This window comes from Actinoplanes sp. NPDC089786, assembly GCF_040684855.1.
GTDB lineage: Bacteria > Actinomycetota > Actinomycetes > Mycobacteriales > Micromonosporaceae > Actinoplanes.
On record NZ_JBFBGU010000013.1, the window covers coordinates 227373 to 249237 of the forward strand.

Below are 21865 nucleotides of genomic sequence, written 5' to 3' on the forward strand. Positions count from 1 at the left end.
GTCAGGGATACAGCTTGAACTTGGGCGGCTTGGTCGCCGAGAAAGGCACCTTGTAATGCAGCAACGTCGTCTTCATCATCTCGCTGAAGGCCGGCGCGGCCACGAAACCGCCCGATCCGGTGGGCACGTCGGCGAAGACGCCGATCACGTAGCGCGGGTTGTCGGCCGGCGCCATGCCGATGAACGACCCGGCGCTGTAGCTGGTGTACCGGCCGTCGATCAGCCGCTTGCCGGTGCCGGTCTTGCCCGCCACCAGCCAGCCGTCGACCTGGGCGTTCCGGCCCGTGCCGCCCTTGCTGTAGACCGGTGACTCGAGGAGCCGGCGCAGCTGCTGTGCCACCTCCGGGCGGAGCACCTGGTGGGTGGCCGCGGCCGGGGCGGCGACCGGCGGACCCTCGTACGGGAGGGTCGCCTTGATCAGGTGCGGCTGGATGTAGGTGCCGTCGTTGGCGATCGCGGCGTAGGCGGCGGACATCTGGAGCAGCGTGGCGTCGACGCTGTGCCCGACCGGGATCGACCCGGAGGCCGAACCGCTCCACTCGTCGGGCGCCAGCAGCCGGCCCCCGGCCTCGCCCGGCATGCCCTCGCCGGTGGCCCGGCCCAGGCCGAACTTCTGCTGGTACTCATACAGCTTCTCGGGTCCGAGCCGGTCGGCGATCAGGATGGTGCCGACGTTGGACGAGTAGGCGAGCAGGCCCGCCATCGTCACCCTGGTGCCCGCTTCCTGCCGGTGCGAGTCGGCGAACACCTTCCCGCCACGCCGCAGGCTCGGACCGATGACCTGGCTCGAGTCCGGGGTGATCAGCCCCTCCTGGAGCGCCGCGCCGAAGACGAGGGCCTTGTGGGTCGAGCCGGGGTCGGCGATCACGCTGGTGACCACGTCCTCCCGGTCGACCGCCTTGGCGTCGAACGGCTTCTGCGCGTTGTACGGCGGGTAGCTCGCCTGGGCCAGCACCTCGCCGGTCTTGGTGTCGATCACCACGGCGCCGCCGACCTTGGCGTTGACCGAGGCCATCTGCTTGGCCAGGATCCGCTGCACCTCGAACTGGAGGTCACGGTCGATGGTCAGCTGGAGCGAGGTGCCGGGCGAGGCCGGCACCAGCTTGTGGAAGCCGCCCGGGATCTCCTTGTCCAGGTCGCCGCGCCCGACCTCGTACACGCGCTTGCCGTCGGTGCCGCGCAGCAACTCGTCGTAGCGCGCCTCCAGCCCCTCCAGCCCGGTGTGCTCCTCGCCGGTGAAGCCGATCAGGTTGGCGGCCAGGTCGGCGCCGGGCACGTCGCGGCGCTCGTCGCGGTCCTCGCGGATGCCCTTGAGGTTCATCTTGGCGATCTTCTCGGCCACCGGCAGGTCGACGCCGCGGGCCAGGTAGACGAACCGCACCGGGCCGCCGCCGGGCTGCTTCTTCTTCCGCATCAGCGCGACCAGCTTGGACGGCGCGATGCCGAGCAGCGGGGACAGCTGGGCCGCGACCTGCGCCGCGTTCTCCACCAGTTCCGGGTCGGCGTAGATGTAGCGGGCCTCGACGCTGCGCGCGAGCTCGGCGCCGTCGCGGTCCAGGATGCTACCGCGCGGCGCCGGGAGCAGCACCGTGGCCAGCCGGTCCTGGCGCTGCTTGAGCAGTTGCTGCACGCTCTCCGGCGACTCCACCGCCTGGAGCACGACCAGCCGCACGCCGATCGTGGCGAACAGGGCGAGCGCCAGCACGGTGCCCAGCCGCAGCCGGCGGGTGCTGTTGGCCAGCTTGGGCGGCTCGAACGGGACGGCCGGGGCGGGACGCCGGGACGGTGGCCGGCGGTTCGGCGGAGCCGCGGCCTTGGCGGGTCGCGCGCCGGCCGTCCGTCGTGGTGCGGGTGGGACGGCGACCTTGCGGTCCCGGGTGCCACGACCGGTTGCCTCGGTACGCGTACGCCCGGCGCCCGCCGTAGTCCGCTTGCGGGGAGCCGCCTTCGCGGGCGTCTCCTCCTCGGGCTCCTCGGGCTCCTCGGGCGCGGGCCGGCGGTCCCGGGGCTTGCCGCCCTCGAGCAGCTGGAGCGCGGGACGGAACGGATCGGTGGTGCGCCCGGCGCGGGGCGATCGGGTGCGCTGGTCGCGCTCGGCCACGGTACGCCCGCGCGGGGTGTACGCCCGGGCCTCGCCGATGCCACCGAACCCGCGCCGGCCGTCCTCGTCGCCGGGCGGAACGTCACGGGACGCACCGCGCCGGGGCTGCTGACCCCGGCGCGGTGGCTCGTCCTTCTTCGGCGGCACGGCGGCTACCGCCCGGTGCCCGGCGCCGCGTCGACCGGCGCCGAGCCGGCCGGTGCGTGGCCGGCCGCGGCGTCCGCCTGGTCCTGCGCGGTCACCGACTTCTTGCCCTGGCCCGGCACGGCCACCCCGATGATCTGGCCGTCCGGCAGCCGGATGTAGGCCGGCTCGCCCTTGACCAGACCGGCCCGCTTGGCCGCCGCGTCCAGGTTGCCCGCGCTCTCGTAGTCGGCGAGCTGGTTCTCCAGCTGCTGCTGCCGCTTGTCCAGGTTGCGCTGCTCGTCCTCGAGCCGGCTCAGCTCGAACGAGTTCTCCATCGTCTTGGTGTTGACCAGCAGGATGCCCAGCACCCCGGCCACCACCAGCACGATGACCAGCGCGATGAACGGCGTGCGGGGCGCCCGGATCGCGGCCGGCGGCGCGACCCGCAGCCGCGGCGCCGGGCTGTCCGGCCGGCCCTTGACGCGCGACCGCTCGGCCGGCGCCGGGTCCAGCCGCAGCGCGGCCGTGCCCTCGGTGCGGGCTTCCTGAGTCGTCCGGGTCACCTTGGCCGGATGCCGGCGCGCACCGGTCGTTGCGTTCTGTTCCGCGGTCCGGCCCCCCGACCGCGGCGCGTACGTACGCTCGCTCATGACCCCTCCCCCTCCGTGCGTTCCCCCGGGCGTCGCCGCCCTCTTCCCCCGTGTGGTGCGGACAGCCGGGGCCGCTCGCGGCCGGCACCCGGTGCCTGGTTCTGTTCGACGCGCTCCACCGCTCGCAACCTCACCGAGGCCGCTCGCGGGTTCGCTGCCACTTCCGCATCGCTCGGCGGCTCCGACCCCTTCGTCAGGAGACGCACTGTCGGACCGGTTCCGGGCAACTCGACCGGCAGGTCGAGCGGTCCGGTGCTGCGCGCCCTCGCGGCGATGGCGCGCTTGACGATCCGGTCTTCCAACGATTGGTAGCTCATCACCACAAGGCGCCCTTTCGGCGCCAATGCGTCCAAAGCCGATGGCACCGCGGACTCGACCGCGGCGAGTTCGCCATTTACCTCAATACGTAACGCTTGAAACGTTCTTTTGGCGGGATTTCCACCCGTTCGTCGCGCGGCGGCCGGGATGGCCGCTTTGACCAGATCGGCGAGCCGGCTCGTGGACGTGATCCGCCCCTGATCCCGCTCCTTGACGATCGCCGAGACGATCCGCGAGGCGAACTTCTCCTCGCCGTAGGTCCGTAGCACCCGGACCAGGTCGCCCGGCTGGTAGCCGTTCACGACCTCTTCGGCCGTGATCCCCCGCGACTGGTCCATGCGCATGTCCAGCGGTGCGTCCTGCGCGTAGGCGAACCCCCGGTCGGGCTCGTCCAGTTGCAGCGATGACACACCCAGGTCGAACAGGCCACTGTGGAACGCCTCGTGGCCCAGCCCCGCCAGCACCGACGGCAACTCGTCGTAGACCGCGTGCACCAGGTGCGTACGGTCCGCGAAGCGGGCCAGCCGTCGCCCGCTGTGCGCCAGCGCTTCCGGATCCCGGTCGAGCCCGATGAGGACCACGTCCGGGAAACGCTCGAGCACCGCCTCGGCGTGACCGCCGAGACCCAGAGTGAAGTCGACGTGCACGGCGTCCGGCAGACCCAGCGCGGGAGCGAGCAGCTCGAGACAGCGCTCGAGCAGCACCGGCACATGCGTGCCACGTTGCTCCCCCACGTCGACCCCCAGTCGCCAGGCTTCGTGCGTCACCCGGTCCGACCGGACGTCGAATCCGTACCGCCAGATCCCCATCCGCTCGTGCCCGCTGCCGGCGGGCGTCGCGCCTGGCGCCGGGGAAGAGGCGCCAGGAACTCAAGCGGCTGGAGATCTCGCAGTACGGGCGGCAGCGACGTCTTTTCCATCTCGTCCGTGTCACGCCGTCACAGTCCGCCGGGCAGCACCCCCTCCTCGATGTCGGCGAAGTCGTCCTCGCTCGACGAGAGGTAGTCCTCCCAGGACTGCTTGTCCCAGATCTCCACCCGCGTGCTCGCCCCGATCACGACCAGCTCACGGTCGAGGCCCGCGTACTCCCGCAGGTGTGCCGGGATGGTGACCCGGCCCTGCTTGTCGGGGACCTCGTCATGTGCGCTGGCGAAGAACACCCGGCTGTAGGCCCGGGCGGCCTTGTGGGTGACCGGCTGCTCGCGCAGCTGCCCCGCGATGCGCTGGAACTCCGGCATCGGGAACACGTACAGGCAACGCTCCTGCCCCTTGGTGATCACGACACCTCCCGCCAGCTCGTCCCGGAACTTCGCCGGAAGGATCAACCGGCCCTTCTCGTCCAGGCGTGGGGTATGCGTGCCGAGAAACATCGGCCAACCCCCCTACGCCCTGCCGGCGGTTCGCGGTCCGCCGTGTCGAATCGGGCCGGCAGGTCCCCCCTGCCACTGCGCTCCACTCTACTCCACTTCCCTCCACCCGCAACCGGAATCGTGCCGTCCATGAACCGGATTCGCAGACGAAAGCGCAGGTAGACGCGGTGGAGTGCCAGTGGAGGGCGAAGGCCTGATCATGGCGTCCGCTTTCCGACATGCCGCCCAGGTGGGCACGAAAAACTGCCCGGATCCGCGGTATCAGCGGCGCCGGGCGTGGATGTGGAGCGGAGTGGAGGAGATGCGGGGAGGGTGGTGGAGCAAGCACAGACGCCGGCGGGGTGCGACCCAGGAACCCCGGGTCGCACCCCGCCGGTGCGAAAGTGGTTACGCCTTACTTACTGCGGTCCTGAACTCAGACCAGGCGGCGGACCACGTAGTTGCCGCTGATCATCTTGCGCTTCGAGACCCGGGCGCCGGAGTGCGGCGAGTCCCAGATCTTGTTGGCGCCCGCGTACACCGCGGCGTGGTAGCCGTAGGAGCCGGAGCGGAAGATGATCAGATCACCGGGCTGCCGGCTGCCCTTGCTGACCGACCTGCCGTACTTCTGCTGCGAGTTGGCCTTGTGGGGCAGCTTGCGACCGGTGGTCTTCTTGTAGACGTACAGCGTGAAGCCGGAGCAGTCGAAGCGCTTGGGACCCGCCGCGCCGTACTTGTACAGCGCTCCCTTGTGCCTCGCGGCCTCCGCCAGGACCATGGCGCCCTTGTTCGTCACCGACACCGACGAGTTGTTCCGGCTGACCGCCGCGCGCACTCCGCCGCCGCCGAGGAAGACGGTGCGGTACGTGCCGGAGACCAGGGGCTTGAACGAGAAGGTGTAGGCGCCCGACTTCAGGATGGTCCGGGTCTGCCACGTCTGCCACTTGCCGCTGCGGAGCGCCTGCAGGCGCACCATGCCGCTCGTGACCTTCTTGCCGGTGCTCGGGTTGGCCACGAACGTCGTGATCCGGATCGAGGCGCCGTACTTCACCGATTTCGCGCTGGCCTTCTGGGTGACCTTGGCCAGCGGCCGCATCGCGGCGGCGGTGACGACCGGGGTGGCCGCGACCGCCGGCTGCGTGGCCACGATCTGGCCGGCGCCGAGGCAGATACCCAGGGACAGGGCGATGCTGCCGGTGCCGAGGGTGCGGCGCCGGCTCGAGGTGCTTTGTTGCACGGTAGAGAGATCCCTCCGGCACGCCTGCGAGGTTAGCTGTCGGGTTCGGGCGGGAAGGTGTGCCCGGCCGCCGTGGCGGCTTCACCCCAAGACCGTGTCGTACGGCCTGAGCCCTCAGGTCACCGCCGGTAGTGACGGTGCCTTCGCGAGGACCCGATTGGGTCCCCCGTCTCTGCCCCTCGTCGCCTTGTGTGGATGTTCTCGAACTCGGGTCGTGGAATCGGGCCGGGGCAGAGCTCGGCGTTGACCCGCGTGTCCACGAACTGCGGGCGGTCGCCGGCAGCCAGACCTTGATAACCGAATTTCCGTACGGTTGCAGATCGTGACTGGCCACGGAGAGTAATTGGCATGTGCGCCGATGTCCGGTTTGGATATCGCTCAAGACAAATGCCACTGCGGTACGCAGTGCGGTGATCACCGAACGTCGAAGGTAACGGGTGAGTCTCGCCACACAATTAACAAACTTTCGAATGATCTTGAAGACCGCGATTTCCGGTATGCCCGTCCCGCCGGCAGCCACCGGGCGGCCGGATCGACGCTCTGTCCGGTTCGGGTACTGTCGCCACCGTGACGGACGGGAAGATGCCCATGCGCGCGAAGGTGGCGAGCTCCGTCTCGCGCACCGCCGCTGCGATCTCCAGGGCCGCGGGACGCGGCGACGGCTCGGTCATCGGCGGCTGGATCGGTCTCAAGATCGACCCTGACCTGCTGAAGAACCTGGCCACCGGCCGGGCGATCGCGCTTGTCTCCGGCACCAACGGCAAGACCACCACCACCCGGCTCACCGCCGCCGCGCTGGGCGTGCTCGGCCCGGTGGCGACCAACTCGTTCGGCGCCAACATGCCCAGCGGGCACACCTCGGCCCTGGCCAAGGCCGGTGCCACCCCGTTCGCGGTGCTCGAGGTCGACGAGCACTACCTGGCCCAGGTGATCGACGAGACCACCCCGCGCGCGGTCGCGCTGCTCAACCTCAGCCGCGACCAGCTCGACCGGGCGAAGGAGGTGGCGATGATGGCGCAGCTGTGGCGGACCGCGCTGGCCGACCACCCCGACATCCGGGTGATCGCCAACGCCGACGATCCGATGGTGGTCTGGTCGGCTGTCGGCAGCCCCAACGTCACCTGGTTCAGCGCCGGCCAGCGCTGGCACGACGACTCCTGGGTCTGTCCCGAGTGCGGCTCGTCGATCGAGCGCCGCGAGGGCGAGTGGTGGTGCGTCGGCTGCCCGCTGCGCCGGCCGCGGGCCCAGTGGGTGGTCGAGGACGAGGGCGTCACCGACCCGAACGGCGACTGGCACCTGGTCAAGCTCCAGCTGCCGGGCCGGGTCAACCTCGGCAACGCCGCCGCCGCCCTGGCCACCGCGGCCGAGTTCGGCGTCCGCGCGATCGAGGGCGTGCCCCGGCTGTCCTCGGTCACCTCGGTGGCCGGCCGGTACGCCCAGGTCGACCGCGACGGCCGCAACATCCGGCTGCTGCTGGCCAAGAACCCGGCGAGCTGGCTCGAGGCCTTCGACATGGCCGACGTGGCGCCGACCCTGCTCTCCATCAACGCCCGCGACCCCGACGGCCTGGACACCTCCTGGCTCTACGACGTCGACTTCGCACCGCTCCGTGACGGCCGGCCCGTGCTGATCACCGGCGACCGGGCCTACGACCTCGCGGTCCGCCTCACGGTGAACGGTGTGCCCTTCCGCCACGTAAAGACCTTCGACGAGGCGATCCAGGCATCTCCGCCCGGACGGCTCGAAGTGATCGCGAACTACACCGCCTTCCAGGACATCCGAGCGGAGCTGGACCGTGTCAACTGAAAGTGTTCTGCGGATCGTCTGGATCTATCCCGACCTGCTGTCCACCTACGGCGACCGCGGAAACATGCTGATCCTGGCCCACCGGGCGGCCCTGCGCGGCATCCCGGCCGAGACCCACGAGGTCCGCTCCGACCAGCCGATGCCCTCCACCGCCGACATCTACCTGATCGGCGGCGGGGAAGACGGCCCGCAGGCGCTGGCGGCCCAGCGGCTGATCGCCGACGGCGGCATCCACCGGGCGGTCGGCCAGGGCGCGGCGGTGCTGGCCATCTGTGCCGGTTATCAGCTCTTCGGGCACTCTTTCTTCGCCAAGGGGGCCAAGTTCGCCGGCCTGGGCCTGCTCGACCTGGAGTCGAACCGGGGCGAGACGCGGGCCGTCGGCGAGCTCCGGGGCGACATCGACCCGCGGCTCGGGCTGCCGCCGCTGACCGGTTTCGAGAACCACGGCGGGCGTACCCACCTGGGGCCGGACGTTTCGCCGCTGGCCCACGTGACCGCCGGCATCGGCAACGACGGGCAGACCGAGGGCGCCTGGCACGGCAAGATCCTCGGCTCCTACAGCCATGGCCCGGCGCTGGCCCGCAACCCAGCGATAGCCGATCTGCTACTGCGTTGGGCGACGGGCGCGGATAGTCTTGCCCCCGTCGACGATGCCTGGGCCGAGGCGCTCAGGTCCGAGCGACTCACCGCAGCAAGCGTCTGACCAGCCGAAACAGCCCGACGACACCAGGAGCGGTAAGCCTTTATGACTGACACCCTGATCGCCCCGAAGGCCATCACCTCCGCGGACCCTCAGGCTGCCTCTCCCCTGGCTGCAACCGCTACCGAGGGCGCTCCGGCCCCGGTCACCTGGCGGCGCCGGCTGGTCCGCTTCGGCACGCTGGGCCTGGTCGTGGCCGGCCTGGCCGTGGCCGCCGCGGTGCTGCCGCTGCGTGACATCGCCGCCTCGGTCGCCGGGCTGGGCCCGGTCGCCGCGGTCGGCGTGGCCGTGATCGGCGGCCTGCTGCTCTCCGTGCTGGTGCCCCGCACGGCCATCACGCTGGCCAGCGGCGCGCTGCTCGGCGCGGCCACCGGCGCCGCGGCCGCCCTCGCCGCCGCGGTGATCGCCGCCGCCGCCACCTACTACGCCGGGCGCTGGGCCGGCCGGGGCGCGCTCGGCGCCAAGGCCGACGGCCGGATGAAGCGCCTGGACGGCTGGCTCAACCGCCGCGGGCTGGCCGCGGTGCTGCTGGTGCGGTTCCTCCCGCTCGCGCCGTTCGGCCTGATCGGCTACGCGTACGGCACCACCAGCGTCTGCCGCAAGCGCTACCTGCTGGGCACCACGCTCGCGTCGATCCCGTCCGCGGTGTCGTACGCGGTCATCGGCGCCGCCGTCACCGCCCCCGGCTCGCTCAACCCGATGTCGCTGGCCCCGGCGCTGATCGGCTTCACCCTGACCACGACGATCGTGGTCCGCTGGCGCCGGGCCGCCCGCCGCGACGCCGCCCTGGCCGCCGCCACCGCCTGATCTCTGGCACTGTGGGCGGATGAATTTCCGCCATGCCTACCGCGCCGCCGCGGTCTCCTTCGCGGACCTGGTCAGCCGGGTCCCGGTCGACCGCTGGCACGTTCCCGCCCTCGGCGACTGGAGCCTGCTCGACCTGGTCGGTCACGTCGCCACCGAACTGCGCGACGTGCCCGAGGTGCTCGGCGCCCCGGCCGGCCAGGTCGAGATCCCGTCGACCGAGGCGTACTGGGCCTTCGCCCGGGTCGCGCCGGTCGACGTGGTGGCCAAGGCGCACGCCGAGTCGGGCCGGTCCGCCCGGGAGGCCGGCAAGGCGCTCGGCGGCGATCCGGCGGGCGCCGTGAACGAGCTCATCGGCCGGGCCACCCAGACCCTCGCCGCGGCCAAGGACGACGACGTCGTGACGACCGCGGCCGGCGGCATGCGCGTGCAGGACTGGGTGCCGACCCGGACATTCGAGCTGGTCGTCCATGGTCAGGACGTGGCCGCGGCGGCCGGGGTGGAGTTCTCGCCCGGCCTCGACGCGATGGCCGAGGCGGTCACCCAGGCGACCTTCGTGGCCGTCGCCGTGGGTGACGGCCCGCTCCTGCTGCGAGCGCTGACCGGACGCGCCGCGCTCCCCGACCGGTACTCGATCATCGGCTGAACCGCCAGTGGTGGCCGAGCCCGGTATCCGTGGCACGGATGCCGGGCCTGGCTACCACTGGTCGGGAGCTACCGGTCAGACGACCACGCTGACCAGGCGGCCCTTCACCACGATGACCTTCTTGGGCTCGCGACCGGCCAGCGCGTCGGCCACCACGGCCAGCGCGGCCGCGCGTACCTCGTCCTCGGCCGCGTCCGGCTGCACCTCGACCCGGCCGCGGACCTTGCCGTTGATCTGCACCGGATAGGTGATCGACTCGGCCACCAGCTGGGCCGGGTCGGCCACCGGGAAGTCGGCGTAGGCCAGCGTGCCCTCGTGGCCCAGCCGGCCCCACATCTCCTCGGCCAGGTGCGGGGCGAACGGCGCCAGCATCAGGGTCAGCGGCTCGACCGCCTCACGGGTGGACTCCGCCTGCGGGGTCAGCGCGTTGGTCAGCTCGATCAGCTTGGCGATGGCCGTGTTGAAGCGCAGCTCGTCCAGGTCTTCCCGGACGCCGGCGATGGTGCGGTGCAGGTGCTTGCGCAGCTTCGGGTCCAGCGGGGTGTCGGTCACGCGGACGGCGCCGGTCTCCTCCTCGACGACCAGGCGCCACACTCGCTGCAGGAAGCGCTGGGAACCGACCACCGCCCTGGTCTCCCACGGGCGGGAGACGTCCAGCGGGCCCATCGCCATCTCGTACACCCGGAAGGTGTCGGCGCCGTACATGTCGCACATCTCGTCGGGGGTGACGACGTTCTTCAGCGACTTGCCCATCTTGCCGTAGCTGCGGGTGACCTCCTGGCCGTCGTGGAAGAACTTGCCGTCGGTCTCGACGACCTCCTCGGCGGCCACGTAGAAGCCACGCGCGTCCTGGTAGGCGTACGCCTGGATGTAGCCCTGGTTGAACAGCTTGCGGAACGGCTCGAACGACGACACGTGACCCAGGTCGTACAGCACCTTGTGCCAGAACCGGGCGTACAGCAGGTGCAGCACGGCGTGCTCGACCCCGCCGACGTACAGGTCGACGCCGCCGCAGTCACCCGGCTCCCGCGGGCCCATCCAGTAGGCCTCGTTCTCGGGGTCGGCCAGCACCTTGGTGTTGTGCGGGTCGGTGTAGCGCAGCTCGTACCAGCACGAGCCCGCCCACTGCGGCATCGTGTTGGTCTCGCGGGTGTACGTCTTCGGCCCGTCGCCCAGGTCCAGCTCGACCTCGACCCAGTCCTTCTTGCGGGACAGCGGGGTCTCCGGCTCGCTGTCCGCGTCGTCCGGGTCGAAGGTACGCGGGGAGAAGTCGTCCACGTCCGGCAGCTCGACCGGCAGCATCGACTCGGGCAGCGCCACGGGCAGGCCGGTCTCGTCGTACACGATCGGGAACGGCTCGCCCCAGTAGCGCTGCCGGCTGAACAGCCAGTCACGCAGCCGGTAGGTGGTCGCGCCCTTGCCCTTGCCCCGCTCCTCCAGCCAGGAGATCATCGCGGCCTTGGCGTCGACGACGTTCATGCCGTCCAGCCAGTCGCTGTTGATCGCCGGGCCGTCGCCGGTGAACGCGCCCTCGAAGTCGGCCGGCGCCGCCACCGTACGGATGATCGGCAGCTCGAAGACCTCGGCGAAGGCCCAGTCGCGCTCGTCCTGGCCGGGCACCGCCATGATCGCGCCGGTGCCGTAGCCGGCCAGCACGTAGTCGGCGATGAACACCGGGACCCGCGTGCCGTTGACCGGGTTGGTGGCGTACGCCCCGGTGAAGACGCCGGTCTTCACCTTGCCGTCGGCGGTGCGCTCCTCCTCGGTCTTGGCCGCCGCCGCGGCCCGGTAGGCCGCCACCGCCGCCGCGGGCGTGTCGGCGCCACCGGTCCACTTCTCGTTGGTGCCGGCCGGCCAGGCCGCCGGGATGATCGACTCGACCAGCTCGTGCTCGGGCGCCAGCACCATGTAGGTGGCGCCGAACAGGGTGTCCGGTCGGGTGGTGAACACGCTGATGACCCGGTCGTCGATCGGGAAGTCGACGTGGGCGCCGCGGGAACGGCCGATCCAGTTGCGCTGCATGTGCTTGACCGGCTCGGGCCAGTCCATCACGTCCAGGTCCTCGACCAGCCGGTCACCGTACGCGGTGATCCGCATCATCCACTGCTTCAGGTTGCGCTGGAAGACCGGGAAGTTGCCGCGCTCGCTGCGGCCGTCCGGCGTGACCTCCTCGTTGGCCAGCACCGTGCCCAGCCCCGGGCACCAGTTCACCGGCGCCTGGCTGACGTAGGCCAGCCGGAACCCGTCGATCACCTGGCGGCGGTCCACGGCGGACAGGCCGGCCCAGGCGCGGCCGTCGGGTGTCGCGCGCGCGCCGCTCTCGAACTCGGCGATCAGGTCGTCGATCGGGCGGGCCTTGCGTACCTCGGGATCGAACCAGGAGTTGAAGACCTGCAGGAAGATCCACTGGGTCCAGCGGTAGTAGTCCGGGTCGATGGTGGCCAGCGAGCGGCGGTTGTCGTAGGCCAGGCCCAGCCGGCGCAGCTGACCGCGGTAGCGCTCGATGTTCGTCTCGGTGGTGGTGCGCGGGTGCGTGCCGGTCTGCACCGCGTACTGCTCGGCGGGCAGCCCGAACGCGTCGAAGCCCATCGGGTGCAACACGTTGAACCCGGCCATCCGCTTGTACCGGGTGTAGCAGTCGGTGCCGATGTAGCCCAGCGGGTGCCCGACGTGCAGGCCGGAGCCCGACGGGTACGGGAACATGTCCTGCACGTGCAGCTTCGGCGCCCCGAACCGCGGGTGGTCCGGGTCGGCCAGGTCGCCCACCGGGTTCGGCGCGGCGAAGGTCTCATGCTCCGCCCAGTACGCCTGCCAGCGCGGCTCGATCTCGCCGGCGGTCGCGGCCGTGTAGCGGAACGGCGGGGTCTCGGGGTCGCTCATCGTCACCATCTCGTCTTCAAAAGTCAACGGGCCACGGACGTTTCACGGCCTGCTTGAGGGCACAAAAAAGCCCCTCTCGCAGGAGGGGGCGCCGCGCTGACGTCAGGAGTGACGGGTCAGCACGGCCGGCTAAGAAGCAGGAACGACCGGGCCATGTGTTGCATGATACCGGTCGCCGCCGTGCGACGGCGACCGGTATCACCTGTTGCTACCTAGTGGCTCACGCCGTGGGAGATCCGTAGATCGCCAGCTCGGTGGAGTCCAGGAAGGTGCAGCCGCTGACCGCGGCCGGGCAGAGCCCCGCCGCCTGCGCCTGCGAGTTGACCATCGTGAACCGGACGTACCCGACGTTGGTGCCGCCGGCCGTGACCGGCACGACCTGCGGGGTCACCGTGTTGAGCGGGAACCGGCCGGACGCCGCGACGGTCCAGGTGGCGCCGTCCGCGGACGTCTCCACCCGGAAGTCGCCGGTGCCCGCGGTGGCGTCGTCGCCGCAGGTCGCGGACGGGTTGATCACCAGCTGGCTGATGGTGACCGCGGCCGGCAGCTTGACCACCGCGTTCTGGCCGTTGGCGGCCACGTCGGAGCCCCAGCCGGAGCCCTGACCCTGGTCGATCAGGCCGATCGGGCCGCAGCCGAAGGACGTGTAGTCCGGGCCGGTGGCCGACACGATCGTGGCGCCACCGCTGGCCGCCGCCCAGTCCCGGCGCACCGCCCAGTCCTTGCGGTTGGCGCCGGACCGGATCGAGATGGCCGCGACCGAGTTCGGGTCGTAGCCCGCACCCTGCGCGAACACCTTCGGGTAGGTGCCCGGGATGATCCCGCTGATCGTGTACGTGCCGTTGGCCGCCGTGACGGCCGCGTAGTCACCGGCGAAGCCGGAGGCGTGCCCGCCGAAGGCGACGGTCACACCGGGCGCCGGCCGGCTGGTCTCCTGGTCGGTGACCGTGCCGGTGAGCGAGCCGCGCGGCGAGTTCGGGTTCGGCGGCAACGAGAAGTCCTCGACCGGCGAGGTGTCGGCCGCGTTCAGCGCCCCGGCGAAGTAACCCATGCCCCGGTCGGCGAAGACCGTCCAGATCTTCTTCTGCAGCTTGCCGTCGTTGACGACCAGATCGGCCTGGAGGATCGAGTTGCGCATGTCCAGGAAGGTCGGGTCGGCCGGCGCGAGCTCCATCGCCCGGGTCACCAGCGAACGAGCCTTCTGGCTGCCGATCACCTTGCGCAGGTCCCACAGGGTCTGCGCCCAGATCTCACCGTCGGCGTGCACCTCGGGGACGCCGGACGGACGGATCCGGCCGTAGTCACCGTAGGTGTAGCCGCCCTTGCCCGCGGCCGGGGTGCCGGCACAGGCGGCGACGGTGCTGTTCAGCGAGCAGTCGGTCGCCTCGGTGCGGATGGAGCCGCCCGAGGACCAGTAGACGCCGACCTTGAGCTCGCCGTCCGTCGCGGTGTCCGGGAGCAGGCCCTGGGACGCCAGGTAGTCCATCGCGTACCAGTCGCTCCAGGCCTCGCCCATCGCGCCGGCCTGCTGGCTGTTCAGCGTGGAGTTGCCGGTCGCGTCCACCACCAGGCGGTTGGAGAGGCCGTGGGTGTACTCGTGGTACACCACGTCCGCCTCGTCGCCGGTGTTCGACGCGATGCGGGTGGCGGTGGGCAGCGTCAGGTACATCTGCATCCGCGGCGAGGTGCCGTCGGCCGGGGTGGCCATGTTGGCGTTGTCGTCGTGGTCGGCGTCGGGCAGGCCGTTCGCGGTGTTGGCGCCGTCCAGCGCGTTGCCCACGACCGCGTCGCCGTCGACCGCCTCGAAGTTGCCGGCCGCCCGGGTGAACCCGATCGGGGCGGCGGCCAGGTGGTCGTGCCAGTTGCCGAGGAACCAGTACATCTGCGTGGCGTTCTGGGACCGGTTGGTCTGCCAGGAGTTCGGCACGGCCGGGTTCCAGGAGCACTTGTACTGCGCCGAGCAGCGGCCGCCGACCTGGGCCGAGAAGTCGGTGAAGGGGAAGTCGAAGCTGCGCTTGGCGGCCGGCAGGACCTCTTCGGTGGCCTGGGCGGTGTCGTCGTCGTTGACGTCGGAGAAGACGTGCGCGACGTTGCCCTCGAGCTTGGGGGCGTCGACCGGCAGCCACTTGTTCAGGTTGACCGTGTGCTGGGTGCCGCCGGACGGGGCACCCGGGTAGTTCTCCCAGGTCTGCGCGTGGTCGTTGGCGACGATGTTCTGCCGGAACAGGACCTTGCTGTCGGCCGCGTCGACCACGCTCAGGTAGCCCTCGTCCATCGAGGTCACCTGCCAGGCCAGCCGCGGGCCGGCGGTGTTGAAGACGACCTGGCGGGCGTTGCCGCCGTCGCTGAACTTGGTGGTTCCGGCGGCGGCCGACTTCACCGTCGCCGTGGAGTCGCCGAAGACGTCCCGCACGGCGGCCTTGCGGGCGGCCGTGGCGTCGAGCTTCGCGTCGCCGACCGAGGCGGGCAGGCCGGCGAGCGGGGAGCCGTCCACCGAGACGAGCCGGCCGTCCTTGGCGATGTGCGCCTTGACGCCGTTGCCGAAGACCTCCACGCCGCCCACGCTCTGCGTGAAGCTCAGGTGGTGGGTGCCCGCGATGTCGACGTAGTCCTTGCGCAGCTTCAGCCCGGCGTTGTCGCCCGAGGTGAGACCGAAGACGTCGCTGTGCGCGGCCAGGTAGTCGCGGGCGATCTTCTCCGGCGCGGCCTTGCTGGCGGCGGTCAAGAAGCCGTCGAGCTTCGCGACCTGGCGGGGTGTACCGGTCGCCCGGTCGATCTCGACGACGCCCTGCACGCCGAGCGCGGCACGCAGGTCGCGGGCCGGCGATCCGGCCTTGTCCGCGGCCAGGGCGCGCTTCGCGGCGGCCGTGCCGGTCCTGGCCGGAGTGAGATCACGCGCATCGAAGTTGGGCAGCTCGGCGGTTGTGTTCGCCGGCTGGGGCGCCGGGGCGGCGGGCGCGGCCTGCGCGGTCGCCGGCAGCAGCCCGGCGAGTAACACCACGCCCGCGGCGGAGGCCAGCCACCGCCGGCTGGGTGGTGCATACAGATTTGTCACTTCAGGTCCCCTCGGCCTGTCCGGGCCACGGCCGGGGCTCTCGTGGAGCGCGTCACGACCGGCAACCCGTTTGGGTGTTCCATCGATCGCCGATCCTTCTGCTCCATCGACTTAGGTAACCAGATCGATGTCCGATTCTTTACCCGACCGTGATGTTCGTCCGGTTGACCCTTACTGGCATCCTGTCCCCCGGCCGGGTCGGCGTCTCGCTGTGACCGGGCTAACCTGTGGAGAACGGGCGGCGAGCGCCGGAGGCCCACGGACCGCCGGCCGCCCGCGAACCTTCGGTGCCCTTTCGGTGTACGCACGTAGGAAAGGGCAAGGACGACATGGAGGAGGCCCGTGACAACCCCCACCTGGGATGAGCCCGGCGGACCGATGCAGCTCGACGAGTTCCGCGTCGCCACCGAGGCCATCATGGCGAACATCGAGCACGTCATCGAGGGCAAGCACGCCACCGTGCGGCTCGCCCTCGCGGTGATGCTGGCCGAGGGCCATCTGCTCATCGAGGATGTGCCCGGCGTCGGTAAGACCAAGCTGGCCAAGGCGCTCGCCCGCAGCATCGACTGCTCGGTCCGGCGGATCCAGTTCACGCCCGACCTGCTGCCCAGTGACGTCACCGGGGTGAGCGTCTACAACCAGGAGCAGCGCGACTTCGAGTTCAAGCCGGGCGCGGTGTTCGCCAACCTGGTGGTCGGCGACGAGATCAACCGGGCCTCGCCCAAGACCCAGTCGGCGTTGCTCGAGTGCATGGAGGAGCGCCAGGTCACGGTCGACGGCACCACGTACGAGCTGCAGGCGCCGTTCATGGTGATCGCGACGCAGAACCCGATCGAGATGGAGGGCACCTATCCCCTCCCCGAGGCGCAGCGCGACCGCTTCACCGCCCGGATCGCGATGGGCTACCCCGACCCGCGGGCCGAGCTGGCCATGCTCGCCGGGCACGGCGCCGTCGACCCGCTGAACGCCCTGCGTGCCGTGGCCGACGCGGCGATGGTCCGCCGGCTGATCGCCACGGCCCGCGACGTGCACGCCTCGGACGCCGTCCAGCAGTACGCGATCGCCCTGGTCACGGCCACCCGGGAGGCCCCCGAGATCCGTCTCGGCGCGTCCCCGCGGTCGACGCTCCAGCTGGTCCGCACGGCCAAGGCGGTCGCCGCGCTCGAGGGCCGCGACTACGTCCTGCCCGACGACCTGCAGGCGCTGGCCGTCCCGGTGCTCGCCCACCGCATCATCCCCACCACGGATGCTCAGCTGAACCGGCGCACCACCGACGCCATCGTGGCCGAGATCGTGCACCGGCTCCCGCTGCCGCACGACCGGGCGCGGTCGCCGTACGACACCCGCCAGGCCGGCGACAACCGGGGGAACACGTACGACACCCGGGGGCGCTGACCGATGCGCGAGGCCATGCGGGGCCTGACCACCCGCGGCCGGTCGTTCCTCGCCGCCGCGGCCGCCGCCGGACTGTCGGCGTTCATCCTCGGCGAGCGTGACCTGCTGCGGGTGGCCATCCTGCTGGCCGCGCTACCCCTGCTGGCCGCGGCGTACGTGGGACGTAGCCGCTACAAGCTCGCCTGCACCCGCTCGCTGGAGCCCGGCCGCACCCCGGTCGGCTCGAGCGCGCGGGTGATCCTGCGGCTGCAGAACCTGTCCCGGCTGCCCACCGGCACCCTGATGCTGGAAGACCGGCTGCCGTTCGCGCTCGGGTCCCGGCCGCGGGTCGTGCTCGAACGGCTCGGGGCCCATCAGGCCAGCTCGGTGGCGTACACCGTGCGGGCCGACGTGCGCGGCCGCTACCCGGTCGGCCCGCTGGTGATCCGGCTGACCGACCCGTTCGGGCTGTGCGAGCTGAACCGCTCGTTCCCCAGCATCGACCGGCTGACCGTGATCCCCCAGGTCGTCCCGCTGCCCACGGTGCGCCTGGCCGGGGAGTACGCGGGCACCGGCGAGAGCCGCGCCCGCTCGGTCGCGGTGCACGGCGAGGACGACGCGGCGACCCGGGAATACCGTCGCGGCGACGACCTGCGCCGGGTGCACTGGCGGTCCACCGCCCGCACCGGCGAGCTGATGGTCCGGCGCGAGGAACAGCCCTGGGAGAGCCGGGCGACCGTGGTCCTCGACACCCGGGTGTACGCGCACCGCGGTGAGGGCCCGGCGGCCAGCTTCGAGTGGGCGGTGTCCGCGGCGGCGAGCATCGCGGTGCACCTGCGCCACGCGGGCTACAAGTTGCGCCTGGTCACCGGCACCGGCATCGACGTCGACGCGACCGAGGTGGCCGGCGACGGCGTCATCCTGGACACCCTGGCCGACGTGACGACGGCCCAGAACGGCGACATCTCGGTGCTCGTCGAACAGGTCCGCCGCCGCTCCGACGGGGGCCTGGTGATCGGCCTGTTCGGCAGCCTGACCGTGGCCGAGGCCGAGGTGCTCAGCGGGCTCCGCGGCAACGGCGCCACCTGCATCGGGTTCGCCATCGACAGCACCACCTGGATCAGCCTGCCCGACCCGGAACGGCAGGAGGCCGACCGGGCGCAGGAGGCGGCGGCGCTGGCCCTGGTCCGCAGCGGCTGGCGGTCGCTGCCGGTACGCCACGGCGACACCCTGCCCGCGCTCTGGCCGGCCGCGGCCCGAGGCTCGCAGGGCTTCGCATGGCGCGCGGCGATGGCCGAGACGGTGGCCGGGGGCGGCCGGCGATGACCTTGATCCTTCGACCCGAAGGGACCCCTCGACGTGACCGGTCGTAGGCGACTCGGGCTGGTGGCCGCCAGTGCCACCCTCCTGGCGGCGGCGCCGCTCTCCGTGATCTTCGATTCGTGGGTCTGGTTGATGCAGTGCATCCTGGCGGTCGGGCTGACCGCCGGGGCGGCGGTGCTCACCCGTACCCTCCGCTTCCCCGGCTGGGGTCAGGGGCTCGCCCAGGTGGTGACCCTGCTGCTGATCCTGACCTGGACGTTCCCCAGCGGCGAGGAGTTCCTCGCGCTGATCCCCGGCCCCGAGACGTTCCAGCACTTCGGTCAGCTGTTCACCCAGGCCGGCGAGGACACCCGCAACTACGGCGTGCCGGTCCCCGACCGCGACGCCCTCCAGTTCATCACCGTCCTCGGCGTCGGCGGCTGCGCCATCGCGGTCGACGTGATGACCGTGCTGATGCGCAAGCCCGCCCTGGCCGGCCTGCCCATGCTCGCCATCTACTCGGTGCCGGTCGCCATCTTCGTCGAGAGCGTCCCGGTGCTCCCGTTCATCGTGGGCGCGGTCGGGTTCCTCTGGTTGCTGGTCGCGGACAACGTCGATCGGGTACGCCGGTTCGGCCGCCGCTTCACCGGTGACGGCCGCGACGTCGACGTGTGGGAGCCGTCCCCGCTGGCCGCCGCCGGCCGCCGGCTGGCCGTGATCGGCGTGGCCGCGGCGATCCTGCTCCCGGTGATCGTGCCCGGCCTCAACACCGGCCTCCTGTCCCGCCTGACCCAGGTCGGCACGGGCGCCGGTGGTGGCTTCGGCGGTGGTGGCAACGGCAAGGTCAACCTGTTCTCGTCGCTCAGCGGCTCGCTCAGCCAGAGCGAGACCAAGGACATGATCCAGGTGACCACGACCGAGGAGGACCCGTTCTACCTCCGCCTCGCCGTGGCCGACGTGGCCAGCGCGGCGGGCTTCGCCAACCGCAGCCCGTCCGGGCAGCCGGTCACCCGCCCCCTGCCCGACCCGCGCGAGATCCAGCGCAACGGCGTGCAGTACGCCCAGTACAACGCCAAGGTCAAGATCATCGACCTGACCATGGCGTACGCGCCGATCTACTCGGTGCCGGTGACCACCGAAGACCTGGGCAGCTCCTGGAACTTCGACCCGGCCACGACGGTCGTGTACTCGAACCGGCAGACCACCCGCGGCCGGGAGTACTCGTTCAACTACGTCCGGGCCCGCTACTCGCCGGCCGCGCTGCGCCGGGCCGAGCCGGTCACCGACAACACGCTCAAGGCCCTCACCACGGTCCCCGACGACGCGACCGTCGACCCGCTGGTCGAGCGCCTGACCAGGAACGCCGCCACCGAGTACGACAAGGTCATGGCGCTCTACAACTACTTCTCCAAGGACAACGACTTCACCTACAGCCTCCAGACGCAGAGCAGCGCCAACGGCCCGTCCAGCTCCGACATCGCCTCGTTCCTGGAGAGCAAGGCCGGCTACTGCCAGCAGTACGCCTCGGCGCTGGCCTGGATGGTCCGCGCGGCCGGCATCCCGGCCCGGGTGGCGTTCGGCTTCACCCGCGGCGGCGACCGCGACGGCAACACCTGGACGATCACCAACCGCAACGCCCACGCCTGGACCGAGGTCTACTTCGAGGGCTTCGGCTGGGTCCCGTTCGACGCCACCCCGACCTCCGGCGTCGTCGGCTCCAGCCGCTCCGACTGGGCGCCCGACGTCGACGCCCCCGACCCCGAGGCGTCGTCCTCGACCGCCCCCGTGGCGCCCAACGCGTCCTCGTCCGCGGGCCCCGCCGGCGCGGAACGCCCCGACCGCGACTTCAACGACCCCGGCCTGGCCGCGGGCGGCGGAACCGGCTCGTCCGGCGCCTCCACCACGGCCCTCCTGATCGTCGGCATCGCGGCCCTGATCATCGCCCTGCTCCTGGTCCCCGCCCTGCGCCGCAGCCTGACCCGGCGCCGCCGACACGCGGCCACGGTCAAGGAGAAACAACCGGCGGTGGCCAGCGCGACCGGCGCCCCCGACATCACCGTGACCGCGGAGACCACCCAGGCCCGGGCCGACGCCCACGCCGCCTGGGACGAGCTCATCGACACCATGATCGACTACCGGGTGCCGATCGACCCCACGGAGACCCCCCGGGTGACCGCCCAGCGCCTGATCCGCGAGGCCGAACTCGACACCCAGCCGGCCGACTCGGCCACCCTCCTGGGCCGGGCCGAGGAACGGGCACGCTACGCCAGGCGTCCCCTCCAGGGCGGCGAACTGAACCAGGCCCTCACCCACGTACGCAAGGGCCTGTCCCGCTCAGCCCCCCGCCGCACCCGCCTGGTAGCCACCCTGATGCCGCCGTCCGTGATGCTCCGCTGGCGCATCACCCTCGGCGACGCGTCCGCCGGAACGGTCGGCTTCTTCAGCCGCATCCGCGAGTCCCTGGTCCGCTTCAGCCCCCGCCGCCTGCTGGCCTCGAGGGCGCGCTGACCCAGCCTTCCCAAAGCGGCCCACCTGCCTCACGGTCGGTGGGCCGCTCTCTTCCCCAGCGCCTACCTCACCCGCCTCACCCCGCCGCGCGTCGCCCCGCCTCGCGCCGCACCGTCCGCCCCACCTCGCGTCGCACCGCCTCGCACCGCCTCGCCTCGCCTCGCCCCGCGTCGGCCCGGCCCGGCCCGGCCCGGCCCGGCCCGCGGAATGATCTTGCGATTTCGCGCGGCCGCCGCCACCTCCCCCACCTCTGAACTGGGTGGGTAGGAACGTAGCGGGGAAATTCGACGATCCTGTTGCCTGTCCACAGGCGGGAGTCACCGAAAGGACCGGGGCGCGGATTTCCGGACGTCGCGGCGGGGCTCGGTCAGGTCGGCAGAGCCAGGTGGGCGGCGATGGCTCGGGCCAGGCGGTCCTTCTCGTCGTCCGGGACTTGGGCAAGCGAGGGCTGGGCGAGATAACGGAAGATCTGTGGGCCGCGGTGGTCGGGTGGGAGGTCGGCCATGCGGGGGACGATGTGGAAGTGGACGTGGGCGAAGCCGTTGCGTTCGGCCATCTGGATCACGTAGGTCTTCACGCAACCGGTCACCTCGCGCAAGGCCCGGGACAGGCGGACCTGCCAGGTGCCGAGGGTGGCCGCCTCGGCGTCGGTGAGGTCGGCGATCGCCGTGACGTGCCGCCGCGGCAGGAGCACCAGCCACCCCGGCAGCGCGCTGTCAAAACTGTGGGCCACGCGCCAGTGGTCGTCTTCGGCGATGCGTTCGCGGGGAGGCAGCGTCGTCCCGGCTGACGTCTGCCGGCAGGTGAAGCAGTCCATGGGTTCCACAGTGGTCCAGATCCAGCCGGCCGTCACGGTTGAAGGAGATCCAGTCGCCGGCACGGTGGATGAAGAGCTGGACGCCGGCACGGTGAAAAGGGCTAGTCCCTGTCGCCTCTGGCGAGGTGGCCCGTTCCGGGCTGAAAATGGGTGTTGGTCGCTCGCTGACGTCGTGTCTCCTTGATCCGTACGA

15 protein-coding genes and 1 riboswitch are annotated in these 21865 nt (G+C 71.5%); of the genes, 7 read left to right on the forward strand and 8 right to left on the reverse strand.

Going from position 1 to position 21865, the window contains the following annotated elements:
* Position 1: 1 nt before the first annotated feature.
* From AB0O15_RS30865 to AB0O15_RS30885, 5 genes are all read right to left on the reverse strand, one after another.
* Positions 2–2248 carry a penicillin-binding protein 2 gene (locus AB0O15_RS30865; RefSeq protein WP_364325482.1) on the reverse strand — a complete coding sequence of 749 codons (2247 nt, stop codon included), beginning with the start codon at positions 2246–2248 and terminating at the stop codon, positions 2–4.
* Between the two features lie 5 nt (positions 2249–2253).
* Positions 2254–2877: a hypothetical protein gene (locus AB0O15_RS30870; RefSeq protein ID WP_364325485.1), complete on the reverse strand. Its 624-nt coding sequence runs from the start codon at positions 2875–2877 to the stop codon at positions 2254–2256.
* Entirely contained in the window at positions 2874–3941 is a 1068-nt protein-coding gene (gene rsmH / locus AB0O15_RS30875) for a 16S rRNA (cytosine(1402)-N(4))-methyltransferase RsmH (RefSeq protein WP_364325565.1), read from the reverse strand. Before rsmH ends, AB0O15_RS30870 begins: the two co-directional genes overlap by 4 nt.
* Before the next feature lie 191 nt (positions 3942–4132).
* A complete protein-coding gene (mraZ, locus tag AB0O15_RS30880; RefSeq protein WP_364325488.1) occupies positions 4133–4564 on the reverse strand; it encodes a division/cell wall cluster transcriptional repressor MraZ in 432 nt (143 codons plus the stop codon).
* A 415-nt stretch (positions 4565–4979) separates the two neighbouring features.
* A complete protein-coding gene (locus AB0O15_RS30885) occupies positions 4980–5780 on the reverse strand; it encodes an NlpC/P60 family protein (RefSeq protein WP_364325491.1) in 801 nt (266 codons plus the stop codon).
* Between the two features lie 6 nt (positions 5781–5786).
* A riboswitch (cyclic di-AMP (ydaO/yuaA leader) is annotated at positions 5787–5988 on the reverse strand.
* A 374-nt stretch (positions 5989–6362) separates the two neighbouring features.
* On the opposite strand from AB0O15_RS30885, the gene AB0O15_RS30890 reads away from it, so the two are divergent.
* From AB0O15_RS30890 to AB0O15_RS30905, 4 genes are read left to right on the forward strand one after another with little or no spacing between them, the layout of a single operon-like run.
* The gene (locus tag AB0O15_RS30890) at positions 6363–7586 is read left to right on the forward strand and encodes a MurT ligase domain-containing protein (protein WP_364325568.1); all 1224 of its coding nucleotides are present in this window, start codon (positions 6363–6365) and stop codon (positions 7584–7586) included.
* The gene (locus tag AB0O15_RS30895) at positions 7576–8289 is read left to right on the forward strand and encodes a glutamine amidotransferase (RefSeq protein WP_364325494.1); all 714 of its coding nucleotides are present in this window, start codon (positions 7576–7578) and stop codon (positions 8287–8289) included. The genes AB0O15_RS30890 and AB0O15_RS30895 overlap by 11 nt, the downstream gene beginning before the upstream one ends.
* Positions 8290–8331: 42 nt before the next feature.
* The gene (locus tag AB0O15_RS30900) at positions 8332–9093 is read left to right on the forward strand and encodes a VTT domain-containing protein (protein ID WP_364325497.1); all 762 of its coding nucleotides are present in this window, start codon (positions 8332–8334) and stop codon (positions 9091–9093) included.
* Positions 9094–9112: 19 nt separating this feature from the next.
* Entirely contained in the window at positions 9113–9736 is a 624-nt protein-coding gene (locus AB0O15_RS30905; RefSeq protein ID WP_364325500.1) for a maleylpyruvate isomerase N-terminal domain-containing protein, read from the forward strand.
* Between the two features lie 75 nt (positions 9737–9811).
* Here AB0O15_RS30905 and leuS read toward each other — a convergent pair whose 3' ends face one another.
* Complete coding sequence (leuS, locus tag AB0O15_RS30910) at positions 9812–12625, reverse strand: leucine--tRNA ligase (RefSeq protein ID WP_364325571.1); 2814 nt, start codon at positions 12623–12625, stop codon at positions 9812–9814.
* Positions 12626–12836: 211 nt separating this feature from the next.
* Positions 12837–15671 carry a M36 family metallopeptidase gene (locus AB0O15_RS30915; protein WP_364325503.1) on the reverse strand — a complete coding sequence of 945 codons (2835 nt, stop codon included), beginning with the start codon at positions 15669–15671 and terminating at the stop codon, positions 12837–12839.
* A 342-nt stretch (positions 15672–16013) separates the two neighbouring features.
* On the opposite strand from AB0O15_RS30915, the gene AB0O15_RS30920 reads away from it, so the two are divergent.
* The 3 genes from AB0O15_RS30920 to AB0O15_RS30930 are packed head-to-tail and all read left to right on the forward strand — an operon-like array spanning position 16014 to position 20855.
* Positions 16014–17066: a MoxR family ATPase gene (locus tag AB0O15_RS30920; RefSeq protein WP_364325506.1), complete on the forward strand. Its 1053-nt coding sequence runs from the start codon at positions 16014–16016 to the stop codon at positions 17064–17066.
* A 3-nt stretch (positions 17067–17069) separates the two neighbouring features.
* Positions 17070–18371 (forward strand): DUF58 domain-containing protein, encoded by a 1302-nt coding sequence (locus AB0O15_RS30925; protein ID WP_364325509.1) that lies wholly within the window; start codon positions 17070–17072, stop codon positions 18369–18371.
* 33 nt (positions 18372–18404) lie between these two features.
* Complete coding sequence (locus tag AB0O15_RS30930; protein ID WP_364325511.1) at positions 18405–20855, forward strand: DUF3488 and transglutaminase-like domain-containing protein; 2451 nt, start codon at positions 18405–18407, stop codon at positions 20853–20855.
* 367 nt (positions 20856–21222) lie between these two features.
* Here the strand turns inward: AB0O15_RS30930 and AB0O15_RS30935 are convergent, their stop codons facing one another.
* Positions 21223–21672, reverse strand: coding sequence for an HIT family protein (locus AB0O15_RS30935; protein ID WP_364325514.1), 450 nt, complete (start codon positions 21670–21672; stop codon positions 21223–21225).
* Positions 21673–21865: the final 193 nt, after the last annotated feature.

What these genes read in the sequence shown, in the direction of transcription:
- AB0O15_RS30905 (WP_364325500.1), top strand. Translation starts at nt 9,113, where the DNA reads ATGAATTTCCGCCATGCCTACCGCGCCGCCGCGGTCTCCTTCGCGGAC.
- AB0O15_RS30870 (WP_364325485.1), bottom strand. Translation starts at nt 2,877, where the DNA reads ATGAGCGAGCGTACGTACGCGCCGCGGTCGGGGGGCCGGACCGCGGAA.
- leuS (WP_364325571.1), bottom strand. Translation starts at nt 12,625, where the DNA reads ATGGTGACGATGAGCGACCCCGAGACCCCGCCGTTCCGCTACACGGCC.
- mraZ (WP_364325488.1), bottom strand. Translation starts at nt 4,564, where the DNA reads ATGTTTCTCGGCACGCATACCCCACGCCTGGACGAGAAGGGCCGGTTG.
- AB0O15_RS30935 (WP_364325514.1), bottom strand. Translation starts at nt 21,672, where the DNA reads ATGGACTGCTTCACCTGCCGGCAGACGTCAGCCGGGACGACGCTGCCT.
- AB0O15_RS30900 (WP_364325497.1), top strand. Translation starts at nt 8,332, where the DNA reads ATGACTGACACCCTGATCGCCCCGAAGGCCATCACCTCCGCGGACCCT.
- AB0O15_RS30890 (WP_364325568.1), top strand. Translation starts at nt 6,363, where the DNA reads ATGCCCATGCGCGCGAAGGTGGCGAGCTCCGTCTCGCGCACCGCCGCT.
- AB0O15_RS30925 (WP_364325509.1), top strand. Translation starts at nt 17,070, where the DNA reads ATGCGCGAGGCCATGCGGGGCCTGACCACCCGCGGCCGGTCGTTCCTC.